The sequence below is a fragment of the Corynebacterium endometrii genome, assembly GCF_004795735.1.
Classification (GTDB): Bacteria; Actinomycetota; Actinomycetes; order Mycobacteriales; family Mycobacteriaceae; genus Corynebacterium; species Corynebacterium endometrii.
Genome location: NZ_CP039247.1, coordinates 689,123 through 701,657 on the forward strand (window position 1 = coordinate 689,123; position 12,535 = coordinate 701,657).

Here is a 12,535-nt window from a genome sequence, read left to right on the forward strand (position 1 = left end):
ATAGTGTAGCGCACATCACGATTTTTTGAAGAAGGGACTATCGACACAATGTCCAACTCTGGATTGATTGAGAAATTCATCAACTCTGACCTCGCGGGAAAGCTCGGGGTGCCACAGGGGGTGGAGCTCCGCCGCCACGAACCTGGAAAGCCCGCTCTCGACGGTCCTGTGGCTATAGCTGGGGGTGGACGCTTCGGATCTAAACTTGAGGAAACCCTCAAAAATGAATACAAATTCATTCCAGTCGAGGCGGACACCCCACGCGCCGGAATTATCCTCGACGCCACTGGCATTACTAGGCCCGAAGAGCTTGAAACCCTCTACAAGTCCATGCACCCGCAAATGCGGAAGATTAGGAAGAATGCGCGCGTGGTGGTCATCGGCCACACGCCGGAGTTGGTGGGGGATATCGACGCCCGCATAGCGGCCCGTGCCCTTGAGGGCTTTTCCCGTTCGCTCGCTAAAGAGCTGCGATACGGTGCCACGGCGCAGCTGGTCTACGCCGCGCCGGAAGCGGGGGTGGAAGATGTTGAATCCACGCTGCGCTTCCTGTTGTCAGGAAAGTCCGCATTCGTCAACGGGCAGGTGATCCGCGTGGGTGCCGAGGGGGCTGCGGCTGACGTGGATTGGTCCAAGCCGCTTGCGGGCCGCGTCGCCGTGGTAACCGGTTGCGCCCGTGGTATTGGCAAGACTATGGCTGAGGTGCTGGCTCGTGACGGCGCATCGGTCATCTGTGTGGATGTGCCGGCGGCGGGGGAGGCGCTGGTAGAGACCGCGAACGCGGTCAAGGGCACCGCACTGCCGCTCGATGTGACGGACAGCAACGCCGCCGAAGCGCTGGCGAGCCACGCGGACGCGCGTTACGGCAGGAAGATAGACATCCTTGTTCACAACGCCGGCGTGACCCGGGACAAGCTCCTAGTCAACATGGATGAGGGGCAATGGAAGATGGTTCAAAACATCAACCTGGTTGCGCCGGTGCGGATTACCGAGGCGCTCCTTGAGGCTGACGCGCTGGGCGAGAATCCAGCGGTCATCGGGGTTTCTTCGATCGCGGGCCTGGCGGGCAACCGCGGTCAGACCAATTACGCCACCACCAAAGCCGGGATCGTGGGAATGGTCGACGCGCTGGCCGGCCCGCTCGCGGAGCGTGGCGGCACCATCAATGCCGTGGCCCCCGGGTTCATCGAAACCGCCATGACCGCGGCTATGCCCACGGTGCCGCGTGAGGTGGGGCGGCGCTCCAGCACCCTGAACCAGGGCGGACGGACGGTGGACGTAGCGGAAACCGTGGCCTACCTGGCCGCTCGCGCATCCGGTGGGGTCAATGGGAACGTGATTCGCGTCTGTGGCCAATCCATCTTGGGGGCGTAAGCGATATGGACTTCAAGACTCTCGACAAGATTCCTGACCTCGGAGTGGAGTTCCGCAAAATAGTTGCCGATAAGCTGCCTGGAGTAGGAGTAAAGCGCGTAGCGGATAAGGATCCAGCAACCGGCGTAGAGGTCAATGGCGTGACCGTAGACCCCCGTCATCTTGCCGCCTACAATCAGGCGGTTGGATTAAGGACGGGCTCAGAGCTACCCGTGACCTACCCCTTTGTGTTGAGCTTTCCATTGGTCATGCGCGTAATGCGCTCCGGAGACTTCCCGTATTCGCCCATGGGGGCCGTCCATATCTCGAACCAGATTGAACAAACGCGCGCCTTGCGGCTGGGCGAAGAGTTCAAGCTCAGGGTTCACGCCAGGAACGTTCGTGAACACCGTCGCGGTCTACTTGTGGACTTGGTTACGGAAGTCATCGTTGGGGCGGAAACGGTATGGGCTCAGACCTCGACCTTCCTGGGCATGGGGGCCAGACTGGATTCGGCGGCACCTCAGGAGATAAAGGACCGCGGACAAGAGCGCGGAACGTGCCTTCCGGCGGCCGGGGAGGAGCCGGATGTGGCCCAAACGGCGCTGTGGAGGGTGACTGCGGAAGATATCAAGCAGTATGCGGAAGCCTCCGGTGATAAGAATCCCGTCCATGTCAGCGGAATTGGCGCGAGGGCGTTTGGCTTCCCGAACGTCATCGCCCACGGCATGTGGACCGCAGCCAGGATGCTGGCCCCGCTAGAGGGGCGCATCGGTGGGGCGCTGCGCTACACCGTCGATTTTGCCAAACCCGTTGTCCTACCCGCCCGCGTTGCCTTCTGGGCCCGGAGGGATCCGGATGGTGGTGCCTGGAAGCTTGAGGTGCGCAAAGCCAAAAAGCCGGAAAGTGTGCACGCGGTGGCAGAGGTTGTAGAGCTATAGCCCGCCGGCTTCTCTGGACACGCGGTTGTCTTCCCGCCTGGAAGCTCGCTTTCCAGGCGGGCCCCGCACGGGCCGAAATGTGGGCCGATTTTCAACGCCTGGAAATTCCTTGGCCCGCCATCGGGGCCAGTTCCTTGGAACCCGGATTTCCGTGGGGCCACATTCCCTTTGGAAAGCGAGCAAAGTGGGCTTTGCGGCCCTACTGCATCTTGGTGTGGCCGGACTCTGTTCCGCCGCTCGCGCCGTTTGGTCAGTTGAACGGGCCGGGTGCATAACGGTTCTTAAACAATTTTCGGGCGGAAAACCGCAATACCTTGCCGTAGTTAAAGCGATCTCCTAGGGTATAGCCATCTAGTGTGAACTAGGTAACATCCTGTGTTTTTCATGGCACAGGCCAATAAAAGCTGCGCCATCCCGGCCACCATTCGAATTTAGGGCGGTAGGGCAGAGATGGCGCCCCAACGGAAAGGCTTGGCCATGAGTTCAGAGGCTAAGGGCAACGCGGTTACCGTGAACGGAACCGGGCACGGCTCGGATGCACAGGGCGCTTCAAAGTCAGGCGCCCTCGATAAATTTCTTAACGCAGTTGAGACTGTAGGCAACAAACTGCCGCAGCCATTCACGCTGTTTCTCATTCTTTTTCTTATCACGGGCGTGTTTTCATCCATCATGGCGTGGATGGGGACCACAGTCGTTGTTCCCGGGACCAACGAGGAACAGGCCGTTAAGGGCCTGTTCACAGGCGAGGGATTGACTTGGCTCACCACCACCCTGGGCGAAAACTACCTAGGCTTCCCGCCACTAGTTACCGTCCTCCCCATTCTCTTGGCGGTGGGCGTGGCGGAGCGCTCCGGCATGCTTGCCGCGCTCATTCGTAAGCTTTTTGGCTCCGCAAAGCCGGCCGTCCTGCCATACGCTGTGGGAGTTATTGGTGTGACCGGCTCCATCATGGCGGATTCCGCATTCGTGGTCATCCCACCGCTGGCGGCCATGGTGTTCAAGGCGGCGGGCCGCCACCCCGTCGCGGGGCTTATCGGAGGTTTCGCGGCGGTGGGCGCCGGTTATTCCACGGCACTGGTGCCCACGTCCTTGGACGCCCTGTTCGCCGGAATCACCAACGCGGTCATGGAGACCCTGCCCAACTTCGAATTCGCCGATGTTAACGCGGTCTCCAACTATTTCTTCAACATCGCCTCGTCCATCGTGTTGGGTATTCTGGCTGGCTTTATAACTGACAAGATCATTGAGCCGCGCATGTGGAAACAAGATGTCCCCACCGAGCAATCCATGGATGAGGCTGAAGCCGGGTCCAGGGGTGACGTGGACGCCGAAGGCAACCCATTGACCGCCGAGCTGAACAAGGCAGAAAGCAAGGGATTGGTATGGAGCGGCATTGTCGCCGTGCTCCTTACCGCAATCATTTTGGCGGCGACCCTGGTTCCCAATTCGCCGTGGCGCAATGAGGATGGCGGCTTCCTGCCGCAGTCCCCACTGCTGAGCTCCATCGTTTTCATCATCTTCCTCTACTTTATTGTCCTGGGCTTGGTCTATGGCCGCTGTGTGGGCACCGTCAAAGGGGTCAAGGACATGGTGGAGATGATGATGGGCGCCCTAAAGGATATGCTCCCCTTCTTAGTCTTGGCTTTCATCCTGGGCCAGTTTGTGGCGCTGTTTTCCTGGACGGGCATTGGAACCTGGACCGCGGTCAAGGGCGCGGCATTCCTGGAGGCCATTGGGCTTACGGGCTTCCCGGCGATTTTGGCCTTCATTGCCCTCGCGTCCCTGCTGAACCTGCTCATTATCTCCGGCTCTTCGATGTGGACGCTGATGGCCGCGGTATTCGTTCCAATGTTCGCGTTGCTGGGTTACGAGCCGGCATTCATTCAGGCGGCGTTCCGCGTGGGTGACTCCGCCACCCAAATCATCACCCCACTGAATCCATACATGATCGTGATCCTTGGGCTGCTGCAGCGCTACGAACCAAAGGCGGGCATAGGAACCTTGATGTCACGCATGATTCCATTCGTGATCCCGTTCTTCGTCGCGTGGGCGGCGCTTTTGGCAATCTGGTTCTACGCAGACCTGCCGCTTGGACCAGGAAACGCCATTATGATTGGGGGCTAATGATGAATTCTCCAGAACCGCCCCAGTATCCGTCCACCCCTTCGACTGCCTATCTAGACTCAATGCAGGCCGATATCGATGCCGGTATAGCCGCCGCAACGGTTGACCAGCCCGCTGATCGCGAGCAGGAAGCCTACGAAGGGCAACGCCAGCTATGGGAGGTGGTGACTGGCGTGGGGGAGAGCCTCACGGATACCTTGACCCACATCGTCAAGGATTTGCACGCCCACCCCGAGGTTGCGTTCAAAGAAGTGCGCTCCATGAATGAGCTGGCAAACATAGTCGAAGATGCCGGCCATCCGGTCACCCGCGGGGTCTACGGGGTAGACACCGCCTTTGAGGCCGTATGGGCCTCTGATGGCTTTGACCCCCACAGCCATCCGACTATCTCCATCATGGCGGAATACGATGCGCTTCCTGGCCTGGGCCACGCGTGCGGCCATAATGTGATCGCGGCAGCGGGGGTTGGGGCCTTCCTGGCGGCGTCGGAAGTGTTGAAGGGCTCGGGCTTGCAGGGGCGGGTGCTGCTGCAAGGCACGCCGGCGGAAGAGGGGCACACCGGCAAGGAGTACATGATTCGCGGCGGCGCGCTCGAGGGGGTCGATGCCGCGGTCATGGTCCACGGGTTCGGCTACGACGTTGGCTCTCACGCATGGGTGGGCCGCCGAAGCGTGAGCGTGACGTTTAAGGGAGTCGCCGCTCATGCCAGCTCGCAGCCGTTTATGGGGCGAAACGCTCTAGATGCCGCCACCCTGGCCTACCAGGCGATGGGTCTTTTGCGCCAGCAGATGCCGCCTAGCGATCGCCTTCACGCCATTATCACTGAGGGCGGAGACCGGCCCTCCATCGTTCCGCCGGAAGCGAAGATGGATATCTATGTGCGTTCCCTGGGCAACCGCACTTTGATGGATTTGTCTGAGCGGATTGATGACATTATTGCTGGTGCCGCACAGATGACCGGTTGCGGTGTCGAGGCTCGCTGGGATCCTCACCCTATGAGCCTTCCGGTGCGCAATTCCGCCACGCTGGTTGAGCGTTGGACCGCGACTCAGGCCGCGCGCGGGCGCGTCGCGTTACCCGCCGGTACGGTGCCGGATACCCTGGCCGCATCTACGGATTTTGGCAATGTGTCTAATCTTGTCCCGGGTCTGCACCCAATGGTGAAGGTTTCCCCGCCTGAGGTGGCATTGCATACCGAGGCGTTTGCTCATTGGGCGCAGACGGATGACGCGGTGAAGGCGGCCGTGGATAGCGCCATTGGCCTGGCGCAGGTAGCCGTTGACCTGCTTGCCGATGGGGCATTCCTCGAAGCGGCTAAACAGGAGTTCGAGGAAACCGGTGGGGCGGTGTCCGTGACGGAGCTGCTGGCCCAACCCTAAGGGGGTAGAGATCACCCCCGCCCCTCTTTCCAGCAACGGGACTGGAAAGAGGGGCTTTTTGGGTTACGGGAAGGTTTATACAATAAAAATGTTGCGAAAACCTTGTGAGGTTAACCTTACCTAGGTTAGGGTTGCCTTGTTCGAAAATTTCAATGAGCTTGAAAGGCTGTCCATCCTAATGAAGATCCGTCACACGATCGTTGCATCAGCTGCTGCTTTCTCCCTAATCCTCACTGGCTGCTCCGCATCCGAGGGCGGAGAGTCCACCACTGCTTCCTCCGCCGACGCGGCTGCCTCCGCCGAGGGGGTAATCACCGTTGAGGACAACTTTGGCACCAAGGAGATTCCTCAGCCGCTGGAGCGTGTTGCCGCTACGGATAACCGCTCCTTCGAGATCCTGGCGGATTGGGGTATCGAGCTGGTCGCAGCTCCGGTGAACCTGATTCCAAAGACCGTGGATGCATACTCCGAGGAGACCGTGGGGGTTAACTTGGGCTCCCACCGCGAGCCTGACCTCGAGGCACTGGTTGCTGCCGAGCCTCAGGTAGTCATCAACGGCCAGCGCTTCTCCCAGTACCAGGAGGATATTGAGACCCTGGTACCTGACGCGGCGGTAGTGGACTTCGAGCCACGCGACGATAAGGATTTCTTCGCTGAGCTCATCCGCCAGACTGAGGGCCTGGGTACCGTCTTCGGTAAGGAAGAGGAAGCCGCAAAGCTGGTAGAGGATTTCAATGCCGCCCTCGAGCGCGCCAAGGCTGCCTACAACGGTGAATCCACCGTCATGGCGCTGAACGCTTCCGGCGGCGAGCTGGGATACATCGCCCCAGGCGAAGGCCGCTTCTACGGCCCAATCTTCGACGCCCTGGGCCTGAAGCCTGCGCTCGAGGTGGACAACTCTTCCGATGACCACGAGGGCGATGACATCTCCGTTGAGGCGGTTGCTGAGTCCAACCCGGATTGGATCTTGGTTCTGGACCGCGACGGCGGCACCAGCGCGGCCGATGAAGAGGGCTACGTGCCGGCGGAGACCCTCATTAAGGACAACGCGGCGCTGAAGAACGTTACCGCAGTCCAGGATTCCCAGCTGGTCTTCGCTCCCGCCGATACCTACACCAACGAGAACATCATCACCTACACCGAGGTGCTCAACGCCATTGCTGATGCATTCGAGGCACAGCAGTAGTTTCCCTCACTAGAGAGAAAATAAGCCCGGCATATGCAGTGCCGCGCATACAGTATGTCTAGGAATACCCCCTAAAACCGAAAGTCCCCGCTGGTTAACGCCGTGCGGGTGCACTTTCGGTTTTCGGCATGATGGAATGATTTTATGACTGCACTCAACACCACGGCGGGCAATGGGCCCAGCGGTGCACCCAGCGGCAAGGCCACGCCTGCCCGCGTGTCTCGAGGGAAGCTGGTCAACTGGAAGCTAGCCCTAGGCGCGATACCGGTAGTAGCGCTGCTGGTGGTGTCCTTGTTCATCGGCGAGTTTGATATCTTCAACGACGAATTTGGCCGGGAAATGTTCGGAATAACCCGCATTCCCCGAACCATCGCCCTGGTTCTAGCCGGCGCCGCGATGGCCATGTGCGGCCTTGTCATGCAGCTGCTGACCCAGAACCGCTTCGTCGAACCAACCACCACGGGTACCACCGAGTGGGCCGGCTTGGGCCTGCTAGTGGCACTTGTAATGTTCCCGCAATCGACCGTGCTGGAAAAGATGATCTGCGCGGTGGTCTTCTCCTTCGTGGGAACCATGATCTTCTTCACGTTCCTCCGCCGAGTGACCCTTAAATCCTCCCTGATCGTGCCGATTATCGGCATCATGCTTGGCTCCGTTGTCTCCGCGGTATCGTCTTTCTTTGCCCTGGCCACGGATACCCTGCAGCAGCTTGGCATCTGGTTTATGGGATCCTTTACCTCGGTCTACTCCGGCCAGTATGAGGTCCTCTGGGTCGTGCTCATTGTCCTTGTGGCCGTCTTCTTCTTTGCCGATAAGATCACCGTGGCCGGTCTAGGCGAGGACGTTGCTACCAACGTGGGCCTGAACTATAACCGAATCCTGCTCATCGGCACCGGGCTAATTGCTGTGGCCACCGGCGTGGTGACCGTGGTGGTGGGCTCTCTGCCGTTCTTGGGCCTCATCGTGCCAAACATTGTATCCATGTTCCGGGGCGATGACCTGCGCTCCAATCTCCCATGGGTCTGCCTGCTAGGCATCGCCATCGTGACCATCTGTGACATTATTGGCCGCCTGATTATCTCCCCGTTCGAGATTCCAGTATCGGTAATCCTGGGCCTTGTCGGCGCAGTGGTGTTCGTAGTGCTGATTGTGAGGTCCACTCGTGACAAGTAAACCTACCTTCACCACCCCCACCGCATCCGAGATCCCCGATGCGGATCGCAACGTGGGCGCCTTCCAGTCAAAGAGGGCGGCCCGCAAGTATTGGATTCTGCTTATCACCATGGTGGTCCTCGGCGCGCTGTCTGCCTTTGGATTGCTGGCTTATGACAACCCTCTGGAGTACGGCACCCGCGGTTTCTGGCTCATCGCTCAGCGCCGGGCGGATTCGGTTACCGCCATGGCGATTGTGGCGGTGTGCCAGGCCATGGCCACGGTTGCGTTCCATACGGTGACCAACAACCGTATCCTGACGCCGTCAATCATGGGTTTTGAATCCCTCTACGTGGCCATTAACACCGCGACCATCTTTTTCCTTGGCGCGGTGGGGCTCAACGAGGCGCGCAACCTGGGCACCTTCCTGATGCAGATGGCCATCATGATTGCCCTGTCGCTGCTGCTGTATTCCTGGCTGCTCACGAACCGCACCAACAACATGCACGCCATGCTGTTGGTGGGCGTGGTTATCGGCGGCGGATTAGGATCACTGTCCACATTCATGCAACGCATGCTCACGCCTTCGGAGTTTGACGTGCTCACCGCCCGTCTCTTCGGCTCCGTTAACAACGCGGAGACGGAGTATTACCCGTTCGCGATTCCTATCGTGGTGCTGGCTACGCTGGCTCTATTCCTTAACTCCCGCCGCCTCAACGTCATCTCTTTGGGCCGCGATGCGTCCACCAATCTGGGCGTAAACCACAAAACCAATGCCATCTTCACCCTGGTTCTGGTCTCTCTGCTCATGGCCACCACCACCGCGTTGGTGGGCCCCATGACCTTCCTTGGATTCCTGGTGGCAACCTTGGCCTATCAGTTCGCGGAAACCTACGACCACCGCTTCATTTTCCCGATGGCCGTGGCCACCGCCTTCTTCGTGCTCACTAGTGCATACTTCCTCATGCAGCACGTCTTCTACGCGCAGGGCGTAGTATCCATCATCATTGAGCTTGTTGGTGGTTCCGTATTCCTGTTCGTCATCTTGCGAAAGGGTCGCTTGTGATTACTCTGTCAGACGTCACCAAGGCGTATTCATCTGAAACGAACATTGGTCCAGTTAACCTGGAGATTCCTGCGGGCGGTATTACCGCCTTGGTGGGGCCAAACGGTGCTGGCAAGTCCACTCTTCTTACCATGATTGGCCGCCTGCTCGGCATGGACCAGGGTGAGATCAAGGTGGCGGAATACGACGTTTCCACCACCAAGTCGAAGGACCTGGCCAAAATTATTTCCGTGTTGCGCCAGGAAAACCACTTCATCACCAAGCTGACCGTGCGCCAGCTCGTGGGCTTTGGCCGATTCCCGTATTCGCAGGGCCGGCTGACGGAAGAGGATGAGGCGATCATCACCAAGTACATCGACTTCCTGCACCTTGGCCCGCTCGAGGACAGGTACTTGGATCAGCTCTCCGGCGGCCAGCGCCAGCGCGCATACGTGGCCATGGTCCTATGCCAGGAGACGGATTACGTGTTGCTAGATGAGCCACTCAACAACCTTGACATTGCGCATTCGGTGGAAATGATGCGCCACCTCAAAGACGCCGCGCGTCAATTCGGCCGGACCATCATCGTGGTGCTGCATGACATCAACTTCGCCGCACGTTACGCGGACTACATCTGCGCGGTAAAGGACGGGCAGATTGTCGCCTTTGGTTCCCCGCAGGAAATCATGCGTGATGAGATTTTGACCCCGATCTTCAACACGGAGATCAAGGTCATTGAGGGCCCAGAGGGCCTCTTAGCCTGCTACCACTAGCGAGAATGCACAGGGCGTCACCGGTTTATATCGGTGGCGCCTTTTATGCATCTTGCAATCCGGTGCCCCTCTGCGCGGCAGTAGCGGTAAATGCGTTGTTTAACTACAGTTAACCCGCGTAAAAAGCCGCTTTTACCAGGCGATTTTGTAAAGGTGATGGGGAGTGTGTAACTTAGTTCAAGTCGCCAAGAGCGGTTCGGACAAAGAACACCTCAGGGGATGACAACAAAAATTAAACAAGAAGTTGACACCAATCAAACGATTGTGTAACTTTGATTGAGCGCCGCAAAGTGGAGAGTGCTTCTAAAAATTCTCAAAGCTTGTGTGCCAATGATGTTTGAGAACTCAATAGTGTGCCAATGTACTTAATTTTTTCTGCAATGGTTTGTGTTGTGGTTGGTTTGTTTGTGCTGGCTGGGCTTGTGTGGTCTGGTTGGTTGGTGTGTGCCGGGTGGCGTGTTTCGATATGTGCGTCACTGTAAATAATGAATATTGTTTATCGGCTATCACTTGGATGAATCGCTGCAATCTTCGATTGCATGGCCAAGCCTGCTGTGACCCCGTCGGGTAGGGGGTTTGGTTGATTTTTCTTTAGTTATAGTAATTTTGGTCAGCTTTTCAATGAGCGTGAGCTTGTTGAGTAAGTTTGTCTTTATTTTTTGTTAGGTATTGGGCTTTTCACGGCCTTTGGTCTTTATTTTTCTTATAGAGATTTTTGTGGAGAGTTTGATCCTGGCTCAGGACGAACGCTGGCGGCGTGCTTAACACATGCAAGTCGAACGGAAAGGCTTCTAGCTTGCTAGAGGTACTCGAGTGGCGAACGGGTGAGTAACACGTGGGTGATCTGCCCCTAACTTCGGGATAAGCTTGGGAAACTGGGTCTAATACCGGATAGGACCATGCTTTAGTGTGTGTGGTGGAAAGTTTTTTCGGTTAGGGATGAGCCCGCGGCCTATCAGCTTGTTGGTGGGGTAATGGCCTACCAAGGCGTCGACGGGTAGCCGGCCTGAGAGGGTGTACGGCCACATTGGGACTGAGATACGGCCCAGACTCCTACGGGAGGCAGCAGTGGGGAATATTGCACAATGGGCGGAAGCCTGATGCAGCGACGCCGCGTGGGGGATGACGGCCTTCGGGTTGTAAACTCCTTTCGCCAGGGACGAAGCGTTATGTGACGGTACCTGGATAAGAAGCACCGGCTAACTACGTGCCAGCAGCCGCGGTAATACGTAGGGTGCGAGCGTTGTCCGGAATTACTGGGCGTAAAGAGCTCGTAGGTGGTTTGTCGCGTCGTCTGTGAAATTCCGGGGCTTAACTCCGGGCGTGCAGGCGATACGGGCATAACTTGAGTGCTGTAGGGGAGACTGGAATTCCTGGTGTAGCGGTGAAATGCGCAGATATCAGGAGGAACACCGATGGCGAAGGCAGGTCTCTGGGCAGTAACTGACGCTGAGGAGCGAAAGCATGGGTAGCGAACAGGATTAGATACCCTGGTAGTCCATGCCGTAAACGGTGGGCGCTAGGTGTAGGGGGCTTCCACGTCTTCTGTGCCGTAGCTAACGCATTAAGCGCCCCGCCTGGGGAGTACGGCCGCAAGGCTAAAACTCAAAGGAATTGACGGGGGCCCGCACAAGCGGCGGAGCATGTGGATTAATTCGATGCAACGCGAAGAACCTTACCTGGGCTTGACATATACAGGACTGGTGCAGAGATGTATCTTCCCTTGTGGTCTGTATACAGGTGGTGCATGGTTGTCGTCAGCTCGTGTCGTGAGATGTTGGGTTAAGTCCCGCAACGAGCGCAACCCTTGTCTTATGTTGCCAGCACGTTATGGTGGGGACTCATGAGAGACTGCCGGGGTTAACTCGGAGGAAGGTGGGGATGACGTCAAATCATCATGCCCCTTATGTCCAGGGCTTCACACATGCTACAATGGTCGGTACAACGCGTTGCGACATCGTGAGGTGGAGCTAATCGCTGAAAGCCGGCCTTAGTTCGGATTGGGGTCTGCAACTCGACCCCATGAAGTCGGAGTCGCTAGTAATCGCAGATCAGCAACGCTGCGGTGAATACGTTCCCGGGCCTTGTACACACCGCCCGTCACGTCATGAAAGTTGGTAACACCCGAAGCCAGTGGCTCAAACTCGTTAGGGAGCTGTCGAAGGTGGGATCGGCGATTGGGACGAAGTCGTAACAAGGTAGCCGTACCGGAAGGTGCGGCTGGATCACCTCCTTTCTAAGGAGCATTTATTTTTTGCCTGCAGTTGCAGGTCCCGCACAGTGATGTGTGGGTGCGTATTGAGTAGGCGAGTGTTCTACTGTGCGCTTTATTTTTTTAATCGGGTGGAGACACACCACACGATGAACATGTCAATGGTTATGCGGCATGAAGTGTTGTGGAAAAGATTGTTGTGGGTATGTTGGTGCATTGTTGGGTGTCTGGGGCATTATTGTTCCTGGTTTAACCCCGCTAGAGTGATGCTGCAGATAGCACGTGTGTGTTGTGTGTGGTTGATGGTTGGTGGGGGTGTTGTGTGAGAACTGTATAGTGGACGCGAGCATCCATCACGCTGATGCATTGT

General features: G+C 57.7%; 8 protein-coding genes and 1 rRNA gene. All 9 read left to right on the forward strand.

Features of this window, described 5'->3' with window-relative positions:
- The first annotated feature begins 48 nt into the window (after positions 1-48).
- The 9 genes from CENDO_RS03120 to CENDO_RS03160 all read left to right on the forward strand — a co-directional run bounded on the left by CENDO_RS03120 (position 49) and on the right by CENDO_RS03160 (position 12,189).
- Complete coding sequence (locus CENDO_RS03120; RefSeq protein WP_136140738.1) at positions 49-1,374, forward strand: 3-oxoacyl-ACP reductase; 1,326 nt, start codon at positions 49-51, stop codon at positions 1,372-1,374.
- Positions 1,375-1,379: 5 nt separating this feature from the next.
- A complete protein-coding gene (locus tag CENDO_RS03125) occupies positions 1,380-2,294 on the forward strand; it encodes a MaoC family dehydratase (protein WP_136140739.1) in 915 nt (304 codons plus the stop codon).
- A gap of 477 nt (positions 2,295-2,771) precedes the next feature.
- Entirely contained in the window at positions 2,772-4,418 is a 1,647-nt protein-coding gene (locus CENDO_RS03130; protein WP_136140740.1) for an AbgT family transporter, read from the forward strand.
- Positions 4,418-5,797, forward strand: a complete 1,380-nt coding sequence (locus CENDO_RS03135) for a M20 family metallopeptidase (RefSeq protein WP_425456196.1) — start codon at positions 4,418-4,420, stop codon at positions 5,795-5,797. The genes CENDO_RS03130 and CENDO_RS03135 overlap by 1 nt, the downstream gene beginning before the upstream one ends.
- Before the next feature lie 178 nt (positions 5,798-5,975).
- On the forward strand, positions 5,976-6,983 hold the full coding sequence (locus tag CENDO_RS03140) for a siderophore ABC transporter substrate-binding protein (protein ID WP_136140741.1): 1,008 nt from the start codon (positions 5,976-5,978) through the stop codon (positions 6,981-6,983).
- Positions 6,984-7,127: 144 nt separating this feature from the next.
- Complete coding sequence (locus tag CENDO_RS03145) at positions 7,128-8,156, forward strand: ABC transporter permease (RefSeq protein ID WP_136140742.1); 1,029 nt, start codon at positions 7,128-7,130, stop codon at positions 8,154-8,156.
- The gene (locus tag CENDO_RS03150; protein ID WP_136140743.1) at positions 8,146-9,201 is read left to right on the forward strand and encodes an iron chelate uptake ABC transporter family permease subunit; all 1,056 of its coding nucleotides are present in this window, start codon (positions 8,146-8,148) and stop codon (positions 9,199-9,201) included. Before CENDO_RS03145 ends, CENDO_RS03150 begins: the two co-directional genes overlap by 11 nt.
- A complete protein-coding gene (locus CENDO_RS03155) occupies positions 9,198-9,953 on the forward strand; it encodes an iron ABC transporter ATP-binding protein (RefSeq protein WP_136140744.1) in 756 nt (251 codons plus the stop codon). Before CENDO_RS03150 ends, CENDO_RS03155 begins: the two co-directional genes overlap by 4 nt.
- A gap of 714 nt (positions 9,954-10,667) precedes the next feature.
- Positions 10,668-12,189: ribosomal RNA gene (locus CENDO_RS03160) — 16S ribosomal RNA — on the forward strand.
- The last annotated feature ends 346 nt before the right edge of the window (positions 12,190-12,535 follow it).

Coding starts and splice junctions, on each gene's coding strand:
- CENDO_RS03120 (WP_136140738.1), top strand. CDS start 49: ATGTCCAACTCTGGATTGATTGAGAAATTCATCAACTCTGACCTCGCG.
- CENDO_RS03125 (WP_136140739.1), top strand. CDS start 1,380: ATGGACTTCAAGACTCTCGACAAGATTCCTGACCTCGGAGTGGAGTTC.
- CENDO_RS03130 (WP_136140740.1), top strand. CDS start 2,772: ATGAGTTCAGAGGCTAAGGGCAACGCGGTTACCGTGAACGGAACCGGG.
- CENDO_RS03135 (WP_425456196.1), top strand. CDS start 4,418: ATGATGAATTCTCCAGAACCGCCCCAGTATCCGTCCACCCCTTCGACT.
- CENDO_RS03140 (WP_136140741.1), top strand. CDS start 5,976: ATGAAGATCCGTCACACGATCGTTGCATCAGCTGCTGCTTTCTCCCTA.
- CENDO_RS03145 (WP_136140742.1), top strand. CDS start 7,128: ATGACTGCACTCAACACCACGGCGGGCAATGGGCCCAGCGGTGCACCC.